Annotated in this window: 15 protein-coding genes; 3 read left to right on the top strand and 12 right to left on the bottom strand. The window is 59.3% G+C overall.

Annotated features, from left to right (window positions below; genetic code table 11):
• Positions 1 to 13: 13 nt before the first annotated feature.
• From OPU71_RS15500 to OPU71_RS15450, 11 genes are all read right to left on the bottom strand, one after another.
• On the bottom strand, positions 14 to 4,699 hold the full coding sequence (locus tag OPU71_RS15500) for a glutamate synthase-related protein (RefSeq protein ID WP_267728917.1): 4,686 nt from the start codon (positions 4,697 to 4,699) through the stop codon (positions 14 to 16).
• Between the two features lie 208 nt (positions 4,700 to 4,907).
• The gene (locus OPU71_RS15495) at positions 4,908 to 5,603 is read right to left on the bottom strand and encodes a transposase (RefSeq protein WP_267728916.1); all 696 of its coding nucleotides are present in this window, start codon (positions 5,601 to 5,603) and stop codon (positions 4,908 to 4,910) included.
• Between the two features lie 9 nt (positions 5,604 to 5,612).
• Positions 5,613 to 6,734, bottom strand: coding sequence for a deoxyguanosinetriphosphate triphosphohydrolase (locus tag OPU71_RS15490; RefSeq protein WP_267728971.1), 1,122 nt, complete (start codon positions 6,732 to 6,734; stop codon positions 5,613 to 5,615).
• Complete coding sequence (gene aroB, locus OPU71_RS15485) at positions 6,731 to 7,825, bottom strand: 3-dehydroquinate synthase (RefSeq protein WP_267728915.1); 1,095 nt, start codon at positions 7,823 to 7,825, stop codon at positions 6,731 to 6,733. The genes OPU71_RS15490 and aroB overlap by 4 nt, the downstream gene beginning before the upstream one ends.
• Entirely contained in the window at positions 7,801 to 8,331 is a 531-nt protein-coding gene (locus OPU71_RS15480; RefSeq protein ID WP_324256073.1) for a shikimate kinase, read from the bottom strand. The genes aroB and OPU71_RS15480 overlap by 25 nt, the downstream gene beginning before the upstream one ends.
• 86 nt (positions 8,332 to 8,417) lie before the next feature.
• Positions 8,418 to 10,958 carry an Ig-like domain-containing protein gene (locus OPU71_RS15475; protein WP_267728914.1) on the bottom strand — a complete coding sequence of 847 codons (2,541 nt, stop codon included), beginning with the start codon at positions 10,956 to 10,958 and terminating at the stop codon, positions 8,418 to 8,420.
• A 176-nt stretch (positions 10,959 to 11,134) separates the two neighbouring features.
• A complete protein-coding gene (pilQ, locus tag OPU71_RS15470; protein WP_267728913.1) occupies positions 11,135 to 13,267 on the bottom strand; it encodes a type IV pilus secretin PilQ in 2,133 nt (710 codons plus the stop codon).
• Positions 13,267 to 13,794, bottom strand: a complete 528-nt coding sequence (locus OPU71_RS15465; RefSeq protein WP_267728912.1) for a pilus assembly protein PilP — start codon at positions 13,792 to 13,794, stop codon at positions 13,267 to 13,269. The genes pilQ and OPU71_RS15465 overlap by 1 nt, the downstream gene beginning before the upstream one ends.
• Positions 13,791 to 14,468 carry a type 4a pilus biogenesis protein PilO gene (locus OPU71_RS15460; RefSeq protein ID WP_267728911.1) on the bottom strand — a complete coding sequence of 226 codons (678 nt, stop codon included), beginning with the start codon at positions 14,466 to 14,468 and terminating at the stop codon, positions 13,791 to 13,793. Before OPU71_RS15460 ends, OPU71_RS15465 begins: the two co-directional genes overlap by 4 nt.
• A complete protein-coding gene (locus tag OPU71_RS15455; RefSeq protein WP_267728910.1) occupies positions 14,465 to 15,094 on the bottom strand; it encodes a PilN domain-containing protein in 630 nt (209 codons plus the stop codon). The genes OPU71_RS15460 and OPU71_RS15455 overlap by 4 nt, the downstream gene beginning before the upstream one ends.
• Positions 15,091 to 16,170: a pilus assembly protein PilM gene (locus tag OPU71_RS15450; protein WP_267728909.1), complete on the bottom strand. Its 1,080-nt coding sequence runs from the start codon at positions 16,168 to 16,170 to the stop codon at positions 15,091 to 15,093. The genes OPU71_RS15455 and OPU71_RS15450 overlap by 4 nt, the downstream gene beginning before the upstream one ends.
• A 170-nt stretch (positions 16,171 to 16,340) precedes the next feature.
• On the opposite strand from OPU71_RS15450, the gene OPU71_RS15445 reads away from it, so the two are divergent.
• Positions 16,341 to 18,701 carry a penicillin-binding protein 1A gene (locus tag OPU71_RS15445; protein ID WP_267728908.1) on the top strand — a complete coding sequence of 787 codons (2,361 nt, stop codon included), beginning with the start codon at positions 16,341 to 16,343 and terminating at the stop codon, positions 18,699 to 18,701.
• Between the two features lie 9 nt (positions 18,702 to 18,710).
• On the opposite strand, the gene cyaY is transcribed toward OPU71_RS15445, so the two are convergent.
• Positions 18,711 to 19,028, bottom strand: a complete 318-nt coding sequence (gene cyaY, locus OPU71_RS15440; RefSeq protein WP_267728907.1) for an iron donor protein CyaY — start codon at positions 19,026 to 19,028, stop codon at positions 18,711 to 18,713.
• 131 nt (positions 19,029 to 19,159) lie between these two features.
• On the opposite strand from cyaY, the gene lptM reads away from it, so the two are divergent.
• Entirely contained in the window at positions 19,160 to 19,321 is a 162-nt protein-coding gene (gene lptM / locus OPU71_RS21370) for an LPS translocon maturation chaperone LptM (protein ID WP_420712391.1), read from the top strand.
• 158 nt (positions 19,322 to 19,479) lie between these two features.
• Positions 19,480 to 20,655 (top strand): NAD(P)H-dependent flavin oxidoreductase, encoded by a 1,176-nt coding sequence (locus OPU71_RS15435; protein WP_267728906.1) that lies wholly within the window; start codon positions 19,480 to 19,482, stop codon positions 20,653 to 20,655.
• The last annotated feature ends 12 nt before the right edge of the window (positions 20,656 to 20,667 follow it).

Here is a 20,667-nt window from a genome sequence, read left to right as displayed (position 1 = left end):
CTCCGGTTCTCGATCAGGCGGTGGCGGTGGTGGCGGCTGCGTCACGCGCGGCGGCCAGTTCCTTGAGTGCGCGGCGATATTCCTTCGGCATCACCTTGACGAAGGCGGCGCGCGATTCGTTCCACTTCTCGATCAGTGTCTTGGCGCGGAAGCTGCCGGTGTAGCGGAAGTGACGCTCGATCATGCGCTTGAGGATCGCCTCGTCGGTTTCGCTCTCGCCGCCACGAACCACGGTGTGCCAGATCGCGCGTTCAATCTTCGCTTGCTGCTCGGTGCTGCTGAGCAGGGGCTCGACATCCACCATGGCCAGGTTGCACTTCTGCGCGAAAGTGCGATCCGGGTCGTAGATGTACGCAACGCCGCCCGACATGCCAGCGGCAAAGTTGCGGCCGGTATCGCCCAGCACGATCACGGTGCCGCCGGTCATGTACTCGCAGCCGTGGTCACCCACGCCTTCGACCACTGCCGCCGCGCCCGAGTTACGCACTGCGAAACGCTCACCGCCGACGCCGTTGAAGAAGGCCTCACCACCGGTAGCGCCGAACAGCACCGTGTTGCCGACGATGATGTGCTCCGGGCCAAAGCCGCGGAAGTCGTTCGGGCTGCGCACGATGACACGGCCACCAGCGAGGCCCTTACCAACGTAGTCGTTACCTTCGCCCACCAGATCCAGCGTCACGCCGTGCGCGAGGAAAGCGCCGAAGCTCTGGCCTGCGGTACCAGCGAGCTGGATGTGGATCGTGTCGTCAGGCAGGCCGGCGTGGCCGTAGCGCTTGGCGACTTCGCCCGAGAGCATCGCACCGACGGTACGGTTGACGTTGCGGATCGGCGAGATGAAGGAGACCCGCTCACCGCGTTCGAGCGCGGGCTTGGCTTGTTCGATCAGCTTGTGATCGAGCGCCTTCTCCAGCATGTGATCCTGCGTTTCGGTTGCACGGCGCGCCACGCTGGCGGGCACATCAGGCATGTGGAAGATGCGGCTGAAGTCCAGCCCCTTGGCCTTCCAGTGCTCGATCGCTTTCTTCTTGTCGAGCAGATCCGCACGGCCGACCAGATCGTCGAACTTGCGGATACCCAGTTGCGCCATGATTTCGCGCACTTCTTCGGCGATGAAGAAGAAGTAATTGACGACATGTTCCGGGCGGCCTGAGAACTTCTTGCGCAGCTCCGGATCCTGTGTTGCCACGCCCACCGGGCAGGTGTTCAGGTGGCACTTGCGCATCATGATGCAGCCTTCGACAACCAGCGGCGCGGTTGCAAAGCCGAATTCGTCTGCGCCGAGCAGCGCCGCGATTGCGACGTCGCGGCCGGTCTTCATCTGGCCATCCGCCTGCACGATCACGCGGCCACGCAGGCCGTTGAGTACCAGCGTCTGTTGCGTCTCGGAGAGGCCGAGTTCCCACGGCGATCCGGCATGCTTGATCGACGAGAGCGGCGAGGCACCCGTGCCGCCATCGTGGCCGGCGATCACGATGTGATCAGCCTTGCACTTGGAAACGCCCGCGGCAACGGTGCCGACACCCACTTCGGACACCAGCTTTACCGAGATGCTGGCGGTCGGGTTCACATTCTTCAGGTCGTGGATCAGTTGCGCCAGATCCTCGATCGAATAGATGTCGTGGTGCGGCGGCGGCGAGATCAGGCCGACGCCCGGCACCGAGAAGCGCAACTTCGCGATGTACTCGGACACCTTGTGGCCGGGCAGCTGGCCGCCTTCACCTGGCTTTGCGCCCTGCGCCATCTTGATCTGGATCTGGTCGGCCGACACCAGGTACTCGGCGGTGACACCGAAGCGGCCCGACGCCACCTGCTTGATCTTCGAGCGCAGCGAATCGCCTTCCTGCAGCTCGATGTCGCGCTCGATCTGCGCCTTGCCGACAATGCCAGCAAGGGTTTCGCCCTTCTTGATGAAGACGCCCTTCATCTCTTTGGCGTAACGCGCTTCGTCTTCGCCGCCCTCGCCGGTGTTCGACTTGCCGCCGATGCGGTTCATCGCGATCGCCAGGGTCGAGTGCGCTTCGGTCGAGATCGAGCCAAGCGACATCGCGCCGGTGGCGAAGCGCTTGACGATCTCTTTGGCCGGCTCGACTTCGTCGAGGGGAATCGCCTTGGCCGGATCGATCTTGAATTCGAACAGGCCGCGTAGCGTCATGTGGCGCTTGGTCTGGTCGTTGATGATCTGGGCGTATTCCTTGTAGTTCTGGAAATTATTCGAACGGGTCGAATGCTGCAGTTTGGCGATCGCGTCCGGCGTCCACATGTGCTCTTCGCCGCGGATGCGGAAGGCGTACTCGCCGCCGGCGTCGAGTGCGTTCGCCAGCACCGGGTCATGCCCGAACGCGGCCGAATGCAGACGCAAGGCTTCCTCAGCCACTTCGAAGATGCCGATGCCTTCAACGTTCGACGCGGTGCCTTTGAAGTACTTCTTGATCAGATCGGAATTGAGGCCGATCGCTTCAAAGATCTGAGCGCCGCAGTAGGACATGTAGGTCGAGATGCCCATCTTGGACATGACCTTGTTGAGGCCCTTGCCGACCGCCTTGACGTAGTTCTTGATCGCCTTGTCCGGGCCCATGTCACCGGGCATGTCCTTGGCCATCTCGCGCAGGGTTTCCATCGCGAGGTAGGGGTGGACGGCTTCGGCGCCGTAGCCGCCGAGCAGCGCGAAGTGGTGCACCTCGCGCGCAGAACCGGTTTCGACCACCAGGCCGGTGGAAGTACGCAGACCTTTGGCAACAAGGTGCTGGTGCACCGCCGAGGTCGCCAGCAGGGCCGGAATCGCGACGTTCTGTGCGTCGATCTTGCGGTCGGACACGATCAGCACGGTGAAGCCCGAACGCACCGCGTCTTCGGCCTCTGCACACAGCGAGGCAATGCGCGCTTCAATGCCGTCACGCCCCCAGGCAACCGGATAGCAGATATTCAGTTCGTAGGACTTGAACTTGTTGTCGGTGTACTTCTCGATCTCGCGCAGCTTCGCCATGTCCTTGAAGTCCAGCACTGGCTGGGACACCTCAAGGCGCATCGGCGGGTTGATGTTGTTCAGATCGAGAAGATTGGGCTTCGGGCCGATGAAGGACACCGTCGACATCACGATCTGTTCACGGATCGGGTCGATCGGCGGGTTCGTCACCTGCGCGAAGAGCTGCTTGAAGTAGTTATAGAGCGGCTTGTGCTTGTTGGACATGACCGCCAGCGGCGAGTCGTTGCCCATCGAACCGATCGCCTCTTCGCCACTTGCCGCCATCGGCGCCATGAGGAACTTCAGATCCTCTTGCGTGTAGCCGAAGGCTTGCTGGCGATCGAGCAGCGAAGCTCGAACTTCCTGCTGCCCTTCCGGGCCATCGACCTGATCGAGCTTGACCTGGATGCGCTTGATCCACTCGCGGTAGGGTTTGGCGTTGGCCAACGCGTCCTTGAGTTCCTTGTCGTCGATGATGCGGCCGGCTTCCATGTCGATCAGGAACATCTTGCCCGGCTGCAGACGCCACTTCTTGACGATCTTGCTTTCCGGAATCGGCAGCACGCCGGATTCGGACGCCATCACCACGATGTCATCGTCGGTGACCAGATAGCGCGCCGGGCGCAGGCCGTTACGGTCCAGCGTAGCGCCGATCTGGCGGCCGTCGGTGAACGCGATCGCGGCGGGGCCGTCCCATGGCTCCATCATCGCGGCGTGGTATTCGTAGAACGCGCGGCGGTTCTCGTCCATCAGCGTGTGCTGTTCCCACGCTTCCGGAATCATCATCATTGCGGCTTGCGCCAGCGAGTAGCCGGCCATGGTCAGCAACTCGATGCAGTTGTCGAAGGTGGCCGTGTCGGACTGGCCTTCATATACGATCGGGTACAGCTTCTTCAGGTCGTCGCCCAGCACCGCCGACTTCATGACGCCTTCGCGTGCACGCAGCCAGTTGAAATTGCCCTTCACGGTGTTGATTTCGCCGTTGTGCGCAATCATCCGGTACGGGTGGGCAAGCGGCCACTCGGGGAAGGTGTTGGTTGAAAAGCGCTGGTGCACCAGCGCCAGTGCGGAGACGCAGCGCGAGTCCGCCAGGTCCTTGTAGTACTGACCGACCTGGTTCGCCAGCAGCAGGCCCTTGTACACGATGGTCCGCGCCGACATCGACGGGACGAAGTACTCCTTGCCGTGCTTGAGCTTGAGATTCTGAATCGCGTGACTGGCCATCTTACGGATGACGTAGAGCTTGCGCTCGAGCGCTTCGGTGACCATCACATCCGGGCCGCGGCCGATGAAGATCTGGCGGATCACCGGTTCCTTCTTGCGGACCGTCGGCGACATCGGCATCTCGCGATCCACCGGCACGTCACGCCAACCGAGCACCACCTGGCCTTCGGCGCGCACTGCGCGTTCCATTTCCTGCTCACACGCGAGGCGAGAGGCGGCCTCCTTTGGCAGGAAGATCATGCCGACGCCGTACTCACCCGGCGGCGGCAACTTCACCCCTTGCAGCGCCAGCTCTTCGCGATAGAGCTGATCCGGGATCTGCACCAGGATGCCGGCGCCGTCTCCCATGAGTGCATCGGCGCCCACCGCACCGCGGTGATCGATGTTCTCGAGGATCTTCAGTCCGTTCTGGACGATCTCGTGGGACTTCTGCCCCTTGATGTGGGCGACGAATCCGACGCCACAGGCGTCTTTTTCATTGGCGGGATCGTAGAGACCCTGGCGCTGTTCCATAAATGCTCCCTTGGCGGCGCGCGAGCGCGCATTGCCGGCCCTCGGCCGTGTCGGCGCAAGATAACGCGCTCGGTCTATGCGCTCAAGAGAAATAAAACGGGGTCAGAGTGCGTTTGACGTATGCCCACAATCGGTGCGGGCGGTTATTGGGGACATATTACTTTGGTGCGGAGATTTCCGCTTCAGGGCGGGCGCTTTCTCGTGGGCGTTAGCTGTGGGGCTTCTTGTTTGGCGGCCGCCCTTTGGGCAAAGGTGCTGCACGTCGGCTGGCTTCTGGCGACTGTGCCTTGTCGCCCAATTCGCCCAGCAACCAGCCGCGATGGGCCGCGTACCGGATCGCCTCGAGTTCTGCGGCGGACGGCCCCATATCGAGCAGCCGGCGATAGGCGGCCTGGCGCTCGAATGGCGTATTGCCGAGTTGCCAGAACGCCGCATGGTCGGTGAGGTACGGGTCGCTCTCATGGCCCATATGAGCCCTTGCCGATGACCATGGCCAAAAGGCTGGGTCAGGCACCAAACCGGCGCGAAAGGGATTCATTTCAACGTAGCGATAGGCCGGGACGGTCCATGCATCGGGTTGAAGAACCGTGGAGCGATATCGCCCCTCCCAGAGCGTTCCGGTGCGGTGATGGCGATCGTTGAACCAGCGCACATAGCGCCGCCCGATTCTTTGCATGAGCGCCGGCACGCCACGCGGGTCCTTGGGCGTCAGCAACAGGTGGAGGTGATCTGGCATCAGCACATAGGCATGAAGCGAAAGCTCGCACTCCTTCAGGCCGTCGCGCAGCCAAGCGAGGAACTGAAGGTGATCGGTGTCGTCGTGAAACAGCACGGTCCGGTTGTTACCGCGCTGGGTTAACAGTTGCGGAAAGCCGGGGACGTAAAGGCGAGCAAGACGGGCCATCGCTCCTGCTCAAGCGGGCGATATGTCAAAGAGACGGTGGTGCTCTTTCATTGCGTAGCGATCGGTCATGCCTGCAATGTAGTCGGCGATGGCGCGGGCTTTGTCGTCCGAGGCTCGGCGTTGATATTGGGGCGGCAGCAAGCGCGGATCATTCATGAACGCAGCAAAAAGGTCGGCGATGACCCGTTTGGCCTTCGCCATCTCACGCAGCACCCTGAAATGCCAGTAGAGGTTTTCACGCAAGAAGCGGCGCAAGGGCTGCAGAGACGCATGCATCCCCTCGCTGAAGCCCACTAGACGGCCCGCCAAGCGAACATCCTCGAGGGTCTCAACGCCACTGTCGGCAATCGCACGCTCAGTCGTTCGGAGCAGATCGAGCGTCTGGACATTGATCAGCCGCCGGATCGTTTCGTGAATCAAGCGCCGCTCACCCAAGGAAGGGTAAGCAGCGCGCACTTGCGCAAGCTGCTGTGCGACCAACTCGACACTCTCGAGTTGGTCGAGCGTCAGTAAGCCGGAGCGCAAGCCATCATCGATATCGTGATTGTTGTAAGCAATCTCATCGGCGTAGTTATTCAGCTGCGCCTCAAGCGACGGCTGCTGCTTGTCAATGAAGCGCTGCCCGAGTACGCCGAGTTGGGCCGCGTTCTTGAGCGAGCAATGCTTGAGGATCCCCTCACGGGTTTCATACACCAGGTTCAAGCCGTCGAACTCTGCGTAGTGCTCTTCAAGCACCTCAACCGTACGCAAGGACTGCAAGTTGTGTTCGAAACCACCGTATTCCCGCATGCACTCATTCAAGGCATCCTGGCCAGCATGCCCGAACGGCGTGTGCCCAAGATCGTGTGCGAATGCAATCGCCTCGGCGAGGTCTTCATTGACCTTGAGCACACGCGCGACCGAGCGGGCGATTTGCGCAACCTCGATGCTGTGGGTCAGACGGGTTCGGAACAGATCGCCTTCGTGATTTACAAAGACCTGAGTCTTGTACTCCAGCCGCCTGAATGCGGTTGAATGCACGATCCGATCACGATCGCGCTGAAACTCGCTGCGCCCCATGGGCGGCGCTTCAAACAGGCGCCGCCCACGCGTATTCTTGTCTGATACCGCGTAAGGTGCGAGCACGCTCAGCCCCCGCAGCGTTTAATGGCGGCAGCGATCTGCGCGCTGCTTGCTTCTGCATGGATTACCGCATGCCCGATCGCTCGCAGAAGAATCAGGCGCAACTTGCCGCCTTCGACCTTCTTGTCATGCGACATCAGCTCAAGGTAGCGCGCGGAACCCATAGGCGCCCCCCGCACCGGCAGACCTGCACGCTCAAAAAGCCGGCTGATACGATCAAAGTCCACCTGCGTGAGCCAACCAAGATCCTGCGACAGCGCAGCAGCCATGATCGTCCCTGCTGCAACCGCCTCGCCATGCAGCCATACGCCATAGCCCAAACCGGTCTCGATGGCGTGCCCGAAGGTATGGCCCAGGTTCAAGGTGGCCCGCTCACCTTGCTCGGTCTCATCCGCCGCGACAACGTCGGCCTTGTTGCGACACGACCGTTCGATGACATACGCGAGTGCTTCCGGCTCACGATCGAGCACCCGCTCCAGATTCCCCTCCAGCCATTCGAAGAACGCCAAATCACGAATGAGGCCATATTTGATCACCTCAGCCAACCCGGCCTTCAGCTCCCGATCCGGCAAGGTCGTCAGAACGCCCGTATCGGCCAGCACCAGCTTCGGCTGGTAGAACGCGCCGATCATATTCTTGCCCAGCGGGTGGTTGATGGCAGTCTTGCCCCCCACCGACGAGTCAACCTGTGACAGCAGCGTGGTGGGAATCTGGATGAACGGCACGCCCCGCTGATACGTTGCAGCAGCGAATCCAGTCATATCGCCAACCACACCGCCGCCGAGGGCTATCAGCGTCGTAGAGCGTTCAGCGTGAGCACTCAGAAGCGCGTCGTAGATGGCGTTCAGCGTCTCCCAGTCCTTGAACACTTCGCTATCAGGAAGCGCAACCACAGACAAATCGAAGCCCGCGCACCGCAATGTCATGCACAGTCGCTCCGCATAGAGCGGCGCAACTGTTGTGTTGGTCACAACCAAAACCTGTTTGCCCCGAATCATCGGCGCCAAGAGTTCGCGCGAGAAGGCCACCTCGGCGCCGATGATTACCGTGTATTGGCGCTCAGCCAGTGCAACCACTACTTCTCGGACCTGCGTTCCCATTCCTTCGATATCCTGTTAACTGCCGCCCCCGAATGGTAGCGCGCACCGTCGAGTATGAAATCCGCGACATCACGATAAAGCGGATCGCGCTCAGCCCTCAACTCTTCCAATCGCTTCAAGGGATCTGGAACGCGTAACAATGGTCGATTCGGATCATGCCTCGTGCGCTCATATAGCTGGCGCACAGGCACATCGAGGTAAACCACCCAGGCGCGCGCTTTCATCGCAGCACGGTTCTCAGGCCTCAGAACAGCCCCACCACCCGTCGCGATGATCGAACCCGGTGATCCCAATAGTTCCGCTATTGTGGCCGCCTCCCTGACACGAAAACCCGCCTCACCCTCTACATCGAAAATGGTCGCAACCTTCACCCCGGTGCGGCGCTCCACTTCGTGGTCAGAGTCGTAAAAGGGCAAACCAATCCGCCTGGCGAGAAGCCTTCCTATCGTAGTCTTTCCCGAGCCCATTAGGCCGACAAGAACAATGCTTAGATTCTCTTGATTCACGTAACAATTCTACCAATGCTGCAGATCGGATGGCGTTTCCAAAAAAAAGGGGCCCCGTTGGGGCCCCGGTCTCCAGGATCAAAACGTTAATTGATTCGGATTTCAATTGGCGTCACGATGCCTTTGGGCGTCTTGACATTAAGCGAAAACGTACCACTCGGCGCACTGGCACACTTCTCAGCGTAAACGCTGAACGTGTGTTTCGTGCCACCGACCGCGGACGAGTCAAGCACGGTGTTATTTACAATATCCAGGGTTGCAGTCTGTGGGTCCGGACTACCAATTTGCGCGAACTTCACGAAATTGCCGGTGGCAGATAACGTGGTCCCAGCCGGCATTGGATTCCCGTTCTCGTCATACAACATCAGATCGAAGGAAGTGGGCCCGCACCCAGACATCGAATACGGCCCGCCCGTGATCATCGCCTTACTACCCGAAAGTATCATGACCACATGGCGCCGGACGTGCGCGCGCCCCCAGACGCCATCGCAGGTGGCAGGCTTCGATAGCACATCGCCATAGTTGCCATCCGACCCCGGCGCCGCACACAAACCTGACGCTCCATACGGAACGAACTGCTCCCCGCTAGCGTAGTTGCCGCTTTCGTTTGCATCGATGAAAACGTCACCCAAATCAGAGTAGCCCTCGGATCCCGCATCGAAGAGGTTGTTGCCGTTTCTATCTCCGAAACTCTCTTCCCCGAGCGTGTATGCGAGCAACGTAACGCGCCCCTTTGTCACTCTCCCGGACGGCTCAGAATCACTCGTTGGCCGACGTTCTGCACTGATAAAGGCCACGGAACACCGGCCGTCTGTCGTTGCGCAGTTGGAAGGGCTGACTTGGGCTCCTTCAACGATAAAGTTGATGGTTGTGCCATTCGGCACCGGATTTCCGAGTCGATCCGACGCGATAATGCTGACCGGCGTCGAGACGCCATCATGCACCCACCCCTCGATATTGGGGCTCCCAACACTTAGCGAGAAGGAGTCTTGCGTCGGCAAACCTGTAGATATTGTCAGGCGATTTGACTGACTTGAAAGGGTCGAACCTACGAGTTTGGCCTTAACCAACACCGGTGTCGGATTGCTGCCGGCTGCCACCGTCACCGAAACGCTCCCGTCTGCAGCGGTTTTCTTAACGACCGCTACGTCGCCACCATCAAGTTTGACCCCTCCGGTACGCGTATCGAGATCGAGTTCAATATCGCGTCCCGCTACTGCTTGGCCAGTCGCATCAACCAACTTGAATGTCACGGTGGAAACCTCGACCAAGCCGGTCCCCTTCAGGTAGATCGTGGCCGGCAAGGAGCTAATGTATTGCAGGTTCGCTGCGGTCGGCGCTGCGACCACGATGCTTCCACCGACCGAATTCGCGCCTTGTGCACTTGCGGTGATGCTATCAGTACCGGCACAACCCTTATCCGTGTATGTGGCAACCGCCTTACCGCCAACAGTTTGGACCACCGACGGCAGGGAGGCCTTGCCGCTGGCGGCACAACCAGAAGTGAAGGTCACACTGATCGGCGTTTCACTCAACTTCCCGTCGACCTGAACTTCGACGGAAATCGCGGTCGTCCCGTACGCCTGAATCGAATTGGACGAGATCACGAGCGGCAGTAGGGTCACAGCACCCGGACTGACTGCGTAACTTACACTGCCGTCAGCCGACACGCCCCCAACTGCCACGCTTGCGTTCATGACGGCAGCACCCGCTGCGTCGATGCTGGCAGCGAGCACTTGAACTTTCGCGACACCGGCAGAATCCGTCAGCGCCGTTCCAGACGCCGGAGAGAACTTAGCGAGAGAGGCATTGGTACTAAAGGTCACCACGAGCCCGGGCACTGGCCGACCACTTCCGTCACGGACCTGTGCTGACGCGGTAAGAGGACGGCCTGCCGCCAAATTGGTCGACGCGGCGCCGGCCCCATCCAAAAGAGAGAGGCCGAGGCTCGGCACACCAGCCCCGCCGCCGCTCACGATATAATTGATCGCACCCTGAACGCTCAATCCGCCGACCGGCGCTTCGGCGATCAACGTGCCTGCTCCTGCAGCAGTCGGGCTTGCTGAAGTTACCTGCACTTTCGCAATACCAGCCGCGTCCGTCAATGCGGTTCCTGCACTTGGAATAATCGACACCAAGGCGGAATTGCTCCTGAACGTGACCAAGACGCCCGCCATCGGCTTGCCAGATGCATCAAGCAGCCGAGCTGTTGCGGTGAGCGTATCACCCGTTGTCAAGTTGGTAGTCGGTGCACCGGATGCATTAGCGAGGGCAATCCCAAGCGACGCACTCGATCCACCAGAACCAAGGGCCGAAACAGAGAACCCCACTTTGGCCTCGGGGGTTTCAGTTCCTACGGTAACTTTCGCAGTCAACGTTCCCGCCCCACCGTCTGTCGCAGCGGAAGCAATTGCCATCTGAACTCGAGCAACCCCGAAGCCATCCGTCAAAGCCGTTCCGGTCGTCGGCGTAAGCACGGCGATTTGCGTATCCGACGAGAACGTAACAACAGCGCCGCTTACGGGATTGCCAGCGTCATCGTACACAGATGCGGTCGCCGTGAGGGGCTGACCGGCAACCAGTGTCGTAGTCGGGTTACCAACGGCATCGGTAAGAGAAAGCGACACAGTCGCTTTTGTTGTCGTACCACCGGAACCAGATCCGGGTGGGGTAAGAAAGCTTGCGTCATCCGACCCACCCCCACAACCTCCAAGCAGCAATGCTGCTAGACCGGTTGTTAGCAGCTCGCGCCAAGACATACGTTTCATATCAACCTCACACAACCAATTATGCAGAAAACGCTTTAGCGCGCAGTAGCCTGCTCGGAGACGATCTTTGGGGTAATAAAAACCAATAGCTCTGTCTTGTCATCCGTTTTTGATGAGTCTCGGAATAGATAACCCGCCACGGGCAAGTCACCTAAGAACGGAATCTTGTTTGATTTGTTTCTGAGTTCTTGAGTATAAATGCCACCGATCACTACAGTCCCACCGTTCTCAACAAGCACCTCTGTCTTTACATGCTTCGTGTCAATGGCAATACCCGTCAGCGTTGAGTACTGTGCATTCGGAGTGTCCTTGTTGACATCCAGCGACATAAGAACCTTCCCGTCCGGGGTGATTTGAGGTTTCACCTTCAGGGAGAGATTGGCCTTTTTAAAGCTGACGCTCGTCGCGCCAGAGCTGGTGGAAGAAAGGTAAGGAAGCTCAACCCCTTGTTCTATCAATGCCTCAACCTGATCAGCCGTCATGACTCGCGGACGCGAAATCACTTTGCCGCGGCCATCGGCCTCGAGCGCGGAGATTTCCAAGGCCAAGAAACGGGTGGCATTGCTGTTCCAAAGGACAAAGGAAAACTGACCAGGCGCGGTAGCGCCAATACTCGCTGCAGGCAGATTTACGCCAAGAGCACTGAGCAAATCCACTTTGGTATCGGTCAAACCAGAGGTGTAAGCGGTTTGACCAATGCTACCTCCAAAATTGTTGCGGCCGACGCTGCGCCCGTCAGCAGTCTGCCCAACAACGCCACCGGCGCTTCCGCCATACCCCATGCGTACGCCCAAGTTACGGGTGAAGGCATCACTCGCCTCGACAATTTGCGCTTCGATCAGGACCTGACGTACCGGAACGTCAATTTCCGTGATGATTCGGCGCACATCTTCAAGACGCGAGCCAATATCGGAGACGAAGAGCTTGTTCGTTCTATCATCGACCACGACGCTCCCACGTTTTGACAGAACGGTCTGATCTGTGGTTCGCAAGAAGGCCGCAACAGCCGTTGCCTTGTGATAATTTATCTGAAAGCTCTCGGTTCTGACTGGCTCCAAGGTCGTAATCGTCTGTTGGGCTTCGAACTCCATCCGCTCGCGAGTCGCGAGTTCCTCGCGTGGCGCAATCCAAATCACATTCCCATTCTTCCTCATATCGAGGCCCTTGGCCTGGAGGATGATGTCCAAGGCCTGATCCCAAGGAACATCCTTGAGCCTTAGCGTAAGGTTACCTGACACTGAATCGCTGGTAATGATGTTGAAGTTTGTAAAGTCCGCGATGACCTGGAGAACGGAGCGAACGTCAATGGCTTGGAAGTTCAAAGAAAGCTTTTCGCCGGCGTATTTCTGCTTAGCCCCCTGCACTAACTTTCTTGGGTCTTCTTGGACCTGCTTGACCTCAACAACAAACTGGCTTTCACTTTGATAAGCGTTGTGCTCCCAATTTCCCTTCGGCGAGATAACCATACGAACATTCTGGCCAACGGGCGAGGTCACAATTGAGGTTACAGGCGTCGCAAAGTCGGTTACGTCAAGACGCTTCCTTAGGCCATCGGGCAAGGTTGCTTTCGCAAACTCAATGACAAGGTTCGCGCCCTGATTCCGAATATCAATTCCAACACCCGGATCAGACAGGTCTACAACTACCCGTGCCTCGCCATCCTTCCCCCTTCGAAAGTTGATGTCACGAATTGCATGGGTTTTTGCCGCCTTCTTGTCGGGTTCGGCAAACCGCGTAGTTTCAACGGCAGTTCCAGACTGTTTGGCGCCAGCCAAAACGATGAAAAGATTCCGATCCTCAACTCTAGCGTCATAGGCCAGGGAACGGTTTAGGTTCAATACCAGACGCGTCCGGTCTCCGGCTTGTACGATGTTCGCGCTGCGGAGGTCGCCCTCGTTAATGACCTGCCCCGTCTTTCCCGTTCCGTTGACTGTTGACGGAAAGTCGATTGCGATTCGGGCGGGGTTTGCCACCGAAAAGCTCGCAGGCACGGAGCCCAAAGGCTTCTTCATCGTGACTCGAACAACCACGCCATCGCCCTGTTTGGCCACACCAAAAGACTCGATACTATTGGCAGGCTCGGCCGTAGCTTGGGCGGACGCGCCGTATGGCACCAGCGCCATAGCACCAAGGAAAACGGCTGCCGCGAGCCGAACAACGTTTTTCATTATTTTGCCTCCTGCAATAGCAGCGAATTGACGCGTTCGACCCAATCACCGTTGGTGTCTTCAATAAGCTCCTTGAGCGTGATTTCACTCTCGGACACCTGGGTAATCACGCCAAAGTTCTGACCCAAATAGTTGCCAACGCCGACTTGATAGAGCGTCGCGTTCGCATTAACAATCGCTAGAAGCTTCCCTTTCATCTCAAGCACCCCAACCATGCGCAGGCTCTCGAGTGGGAATGCTTCAAGTGGTTCGCGCCGGCGGTTCAAGTCCGGGCGAACACCGCCACCAGCGCTAGCCTTCGCCGCCTCGAGCTTTGCTGGCTTGAACGGATCGATTAATGCGCCACTCTCATACGCAACGACTGGGAATGTTTTGATCTGTGGGAGGGGAGGAACGCGACCTTTCATGTCCTTTGCAGACTCGTCCATCCAACTGCGCACGCCAGAATGATCGTCTGCGCCACACCCACCAAGCACGACCAAACTCAGCAGAACACATATCTGTGCAAGATGCCGTTCAATTCTCATTTGGCTGCCGCCTTTGCCTTGTCCGCCTTTTCCTTCTTCTGCTTTGCGATCTCAGCATCATCAAGGTAGCGATATGTCACTGCGGTGGCATCCATCTTCAACCGCCCGTCCTTCCCAACTTCGATCGCTACATCATTGAGAGTTACGATTCGGGGGAGCTTTGCGACATCGCCGACAAAATTCCCGAGGTCGTGATATCCCCCAGTCAGCCGGAGCGCGACAGGCACCTCTGCATAGAAATCGCGCAATTGCTCCGCGCCTGGCTTCCAAAGCTCAAAAAGCAAACCGCGCCCCAAGCCCGCCTGATTGACATCAATCAGCAGGTTCTCCATTTCAGTCTTGCTTGGCAACTGCTTGAGCAGGGCGCCGAACTGTCGATCTATCTCGGTCAGTTGCCGCCGATATTCATCAAGATTCACCGCCTGGCGCTTCTTTGAGAGCCACTCCTCTTTGAGTTGAACCTCTTCCTGGCGCTTCTGTTCCAACTCTTCCCCTTGTGGTTTCCAATCAAACCACCATGCAAGCCCTAGCACAGCGAGAAGCAGCGCAACCAGCACTGCTACCCGTGGCGCCAGCGGCCAAAGTCCTGGGTCATTCGGATCAAGCCCCCTGAAATCCTGGGCCAGACGATCCAACCGGATATTGCGAATTTGATTCAGCGCGTCACTCTTCATTGCTTCGCCTCCACCTTCGCGCCGGCAGACTTATCGCCCTCTTCAGCCGCCCGTTCGATTGAGACTTCAAGCACGAACTCCGAGACGCGGCGCTTGTTGATTTCCTGCGCCTCAATCTTCACAAGCTGGGGACTCGCAAATATCGGCGAAGCCTCAAGATTCCGCATGAGGGTCGAAACACGCGCATTCGACTGCGTAATACCCGTGATCGTGATCTTCAAACCGGTCTGCTTAATGCTTTTGCAGTCTGGCCTGGCACTTTGGCCAGAAGGAGCACATCCAAGATACACGCCTTCAGGGACAAGCCTCGCCAATTCATTGAATACGTGGACTGTTTCAGCCCGATGGCTCTGCAACAACTCGATCACTTGCTTACGGGAAAGCAGTGCTTGCGTTTGCTCTCTCAGACGCTGAATTTCAGCGATGTCTTTATCGAGCTTGGCAATTTCGCTTTTCAGGAAGTCGTTATCGGCTTGCTGTGCCTCAATGCGGGAAACGTTGTACGAATGAACCACAAGCGCCAGCAGTGCCCCCAGGATCAGCGCCGCAACGCTAAAGGCATAGAACTGCTGGCGCCGGAACTTTCGTGCCTCTTCACGATGAGGGAGAAGGTTAATGCGGATCATTCGTCGAACCTCCGCATTGCAAGCCCGCATGCAACGATAAGTGCGGCAGCATCGCCAGAAAGGCTTTTCGGTCTGATTCGCTGAGCCAATGCCATACCTGAAAACGGGTTTGCGATCACAGTTGGGATCTGTGTTCTCGCAGCCACCACCTGATCAAGTCCCGGAATCACCGCACAACCACCTGCGAGGATTACATGATCGACCTGATTGAACGTGGTTGAAGTGAAGAAGAATTGAAGCGCGCGCGACACCTCGAGTGCAAGGCTGTCCATGAACGGGCGCAGCAACTCGACTTCATAGTTTTCAGGGAGACTGCCGGTTCGCTTGGCAGACTCGGCCTCGTCGGCGTTCATCCCATACTGCCGGGCAATGTCTTGGGTGAGCTGATTCCCGCCGAAGGCCTGCTCACGCGTATAAAGTTGCTGCTCATTGCGGAAAACAGTCGTCTTCAGCATGTTGGCACCGGCATCGACGAGGGCGACGATCCGGTTCTTGCCACCCTCGGGCAACTGAGCGCGAATCAGCTCAAGTGAGGCTTGTGCGGCGAAGGACTCGACATCCATCACTATCGGCTTCAAGCCCGCAGCCTCGGCCACCGCGATCCGGTCTTCGACCTTTTCCTTGCGTGAAGCGGCGATCATGACTTCGACTTCGTCCTCGCCACCCGGCGCAGGGCCAAGCACCTGAAAATCGAGGTTGACCTCTTCAATCGCAAACGGGATGTACTGATTCGCCTCGGACTCGACCTGCACCTCCATGTCCGTTTCGCGTAGCCCCGCGGGCAGAATGATCTTTTTGGTGATCACCGCGCCCGCTGGCAAGGCCATAGCGACACTACGAGTGGTGGTAGACAGCCGCTTCCAAGCACGACGCACCGCGTCTGCGACTACATCAAGCTGAGCAATATTCCCATCGCTCACGGCATCGCGCGGCAAGGGTTCAATCGCATAACGCTCCAGCCGTCGCTGACGGCCGTTGACGTCGGACAACTCGACCAGCTTTACGGCTGAAGACGAGATGTCCAGACCGATCAGCGGCCGCGCTTTTCCGGCGAAGATCGAAGAGAAGTCGATCACGGGAAAATGCCCTTTTTAATCAACAAATTAGGCACAATTGCCACAATTTACTTGAAATCCTAGCAGCATCTTTCAGCTTATGTAAAGCCAAAAGTATGAAACAGGAATGATTGGTCGGCTGAAAGCCTTGTCTCCACTATAATCCGGCGTCCTGCCTACCCTTCTGAACCATGCGCCTTGCAACTTACATATTTGCGATATTCGTCGGCTTGCTTCTGCTGGCGGCCGCAAGCGTCGGACTCGCGGTCGCGTTCGCTTGGCCCAAGCTACCGACCCTTGAGGTTCTGACTGACTACCGGCCTCGCATTCCCCTCCGCATATTCACCGCCGACGGACAGCTGATCGGTGAGTTCGGCGAAGAGCGCAGGACCTTCGCAAAAATCGCAGACGTTCCGGCTCACCTCAAAAATGCCGTGCTGGCCGCAGAAGACGATCGGTTCTACGAGCACGGCGGAGTAGACTTTGCTGGATTCGCCCGTGCTGCGGTCGCCAATCTGACTTCTGGCGGCAAACGCCAAGGCGCAAGCACGATCACGATGCAGGTTGCGCGCAACTTCTTCTTGACCCGCGAGAAAAGCTACTCTCGCAAGCTCTACGAGATTCTTCTGTCGATCAAGATCGAGAAGAACTTGAGCAAAGATCAGATCCTCGAGTTGTACTTCAACCAGATCTACCTCGGACAACGCTCGTATGGCTTCGCCGCGGCCGCCAAGGCCTATTACGGCAAAAATTTGAAAGAGTTGAGCATTGCCGAGGCCGCTATGCTGGCGGGACTGCCCAAGGCGCCTTCGGCGTACAACCCCGTCAGTAACCCTACGCGTGCCATCCAACGCCAGCACTATGTGTTGCGGCGCATGCTCGAACTCAAGTACATCGACCAGGCGCAGTACGCCGAAGCGCTCAAAACCCAGGTGAAGGTGATCAGAGGCGGCGGCGAGAGTTATCCGGTGCACGGCGAATACGTCGCCGAAATGGCCCGTCAGATGGCGGTCGACCAGTTCAAGGACGCTGCCTACACGGCCGGCATTCGCGTAATCACCACGGTAAAGTCGGCGGAGCAGGAAGCGGCATACCTGGCCTTGCGGCGCGGCCTACTCGATTACGAGCGTCGCCATGCGTTCCGCGGCGCGGAAGCCTTCGTCGACATGGCGAGTGTGAAGTCCGACAGCGATGAGCAACTCGACGTCCTGCTCGAGGACTATCCGGACAATGGCGAAATGCTGCCGGCGATCGTGCTGGAGGCGAACAGCAAGGGCATTCGCGCCTACAAGCGGGGGGGTGAAGTGCTGACGTTTACCGGCCCAAGCCTGCGATTTGCATCGCCGATGCTGGCCGAAAACGCTGCCCCGGCTAAGCGGCTGCGCCGCGGGGCGGTGATCCGGATTGCTCTCGGCAGCAAGGGTTGGGAGATCGTGCAGGTGCCAGAAGTAGAAGGTGCTTTCGTCGCCGTTGACCCGAATTCCGGGGAAGTCATCGCACTCGCTGGCGGGTTCGACTTCAACCGCAACAAGTTCAACCATGTGACGCAGGCCTGGCGTCAGCCCGGCTCAAGCTTCAAGCCCTTCATCTATTCCGCCGCACTGGAAAAGGGGTACGGCCCGAGCAGCATCGTGGACGACGCCCCGCTGTCGTTCTCCTCTGGCCAGACCGGCAGCCAGGCATGGGAACCCAAGAACTACGACGGCAAATACGATGGGCCGATGTCGATTCGCGCAGCACTTGCCCGCTCGAAGAACATGGTCTCGATCCGCTTGCTCAACTCGATCGGGCCGCAGTACGCGCAAGACTACGCCGCGCGATTCGGCTTCGACCCCGAGAAGCACCCGGCCTACCTGACGATGGCGCTCGGCGCCGGCTCGGTGACCCCCTGGCAGATGGCGCAGGCCTACTCGGTTTTTGCAAACGGGGGCTTCCGCGTTCAGCCTTTCATCGTCAAAGAGATGCAGGACAGCAGCGGCCGCGTACTCGCCCGCACCCAGACAGCCAGCGCAAGCAATGGCGCCCCGCGCGTGATCGACCCACGCAATGCCTGGCTCATGGACAGCATGATGAAGGATGTCGTGCGGCGCGGCACCGCAACCAAGGCGCTCGCACTCAAGCGTGACGACCTGGCAGGCAAGACCGGTACGACCAACGAATACGTCGATGCATGGTTCTGTGGCTACCAGCCAAGCCTGGTCGGCATCGCCTGGATCGGTTACGACAACCCGCGAAAGCTCGGCTCTGGCGAAACCGGTGGCGCTGCAGCGCTGCCGGTCTGGATCAACTTCATGGCGAAGGCGCTGCAGGGCGTGCCCAACAAGCAGCTGCCACCCCCTGGCGGACTTGTACCTGTCACCACCTCAGACGGGCGTGAGGACTTCGTGTATGAAGAACGCCTCGGCGAGGCGCCGCCCGATAGCGAAATCCCGATCGAAGGCGAAACCGGGGCGCAGCAGAGCGAGCCTGTTTCAGCGCCGCCGGTGCCATCGGTCGTGCCTGATCAACCGCACCCGAAGCCGATCACAACGCCTAACGAAGTGACCGGCTAAGGCCCCATCTCAGGCGGGCGCCAGCTTCACCGGCATGCCCGCCTGGGCCGCGGCGAGGCGCTCGAGCGCCTGCCACAGATCGGCTCCATCACGCGTGCCTATCCAGCGCCCGGCATCGGGCCTGAAGTGGAATCCGCCGAGCTTCGCTGCCACCCAGATCTCGCGCGCTGCGCTGTGTCGATTGATGATCATCTGACTGCCATCATCAAATTCGATCTGCAGGACACCGCCCGGCTGCACTTCAATGTCTATCCCCGCCTGCTCGAAGGCATCTTCGATCTGCGCCAAGGTACGCTCGGCCAGGGAATTGAACTCGGTTTCGTCCATCGCATTTCCTATCTGCTAGCATCCGGCCATCCCGGACAGAACCGCTGCGAACGGCTTGGCGCCAGGCCGCCGAGCATGCCAATCATTCCAGCTTGATCGAACCCGGGCGCTTACCCGTTACTGGAAACCGTATGCCCCGCCGTCCGACACTTGCCCTGCTTTGCGCCTCAGCCCTGATTCTGGCTGCATGTGGCATCAAGGGCCCGCTGTATTTGCCTCAAGCGCCCACCGCGCCAGCTCAGCCGGCGGCGGATGTTAGCAAAAGCGTGAGCCAGTCGGCGCCCGCCCCCTGAGCGGGCGCTCAAGCGCCACACATTCACCACTCTTCGGCACTGATCAGACAGCGCACGCACCACCGCACCGACGATCCGACACGGTTTGCGACGGATCAAGGCCGCACTGTCATCGCAATGCAACAGTCGCAAGCTTTTCCCCCAAGAGGATTGCGCTGATGTCGATGATTGAACATGCCTTCAAGCCACTTGTGCTGCGCGGCAAACAACTGCTGCCGATTGTGCAGGGTGGCATGGGCGTCGGCATCTCGGCCCACCGCCTGGCGGGCGCCGTGGCGGCCCTTGGCGGCGTTGGCACGATCGCCAGTGTTGATCTGCGTCGCATGCACCCGGACCTGGATGCAGCCACCGCGCGCTGCCGCGACAAGGCCACGATCGAAGCGGCCAACCTCACCGCCCTGGACCGCGAAATTGCGGCAGCCCGCGAAATCGCCAAAGGCATGGGCGTGGTCGCAGTGAATGTCATGCGTGCAGTCAGCCAGTACGCCGACTGCGTGCGTCAGGCCTGCCGCAGCGGCGCCGACGCGATCGTGATGGGCGCAGGCCTGCCGCTCGATCTGCCCGATCTGACCGCCGACCATCCGGACATCGCACTGATCCCGATCCTCTCGGATGCGCGCGGCGTCAGCGTCGTGCTCAAGCGCTGGATGAAGAAGAACCGCCTGCCCGATGCAATCGTGCTGGAGCACCCCGGCTGGGCAGGCGGCCATCTGGGCGCCGCCAACGTCGCCGGCACCCAGGACGCACGCTTCGATTTCGAGAAGGTTGTACCGGAGTGTCTTGAGACGCTGCACGGATTGGGCCTGGCGTCCGAACAGATTCCGCTGATTCCCGCGGGCGGCATCGACTCGCACGACAAGGTGCGGCGCATCATGGAAATCGGCGGCTCCGCCGTCCAGCTGGGCACGGCCTTTGCCGTCACCCACGAAGGCGATGCGGCCGACGGATTCAAGCGCGTGCTGATGGGCGCCGAGGACAAGGACATCGTCGAGTTCACCAGTTGCGCCGGCCTGCCCGCGCGCGCCGTCGCCACCCCCTGGCTGATGAACTACCTCAAGCGCGAAGAAAAGTTGCAGAACGCTGCAACACGCGAAGGCGGCGAGCGCAGCTGCACGCTGAACTGGGATTGCCTGCTCCAGTGCGGTTTGCGCGACAAGCTCTCGAAGTTCGGCCAGTTCTGCATCGACAACCAGCTTGCGCATGCCGTGAAAGGCGATCTGGCCAAGGGCTTGTTCTTCCGCGGCAAGGGTTCGCTACCCTTCGGTACCGAGATGCGCTCGGTGCGCGAACTGATCGAGTACCTGCTGACCAATCAACGCCCGGCCCTCGCCTGAGCGTCACCGCAA

Source organism: Niveibacterium sp. 24ML (assembly GCF_026586805.1).
Taxonomy (GTDB): domain Bacteria; phylum Pseudomonadota; class Gammaproteobacteria; order Burkholderiales; family Rhodocyclaceae; genus Niveibacterium.
Note: the sequence above shows the minus strand (reverse complement) of the source record. Positions and strands in the feature narration are given on the sequence as shown.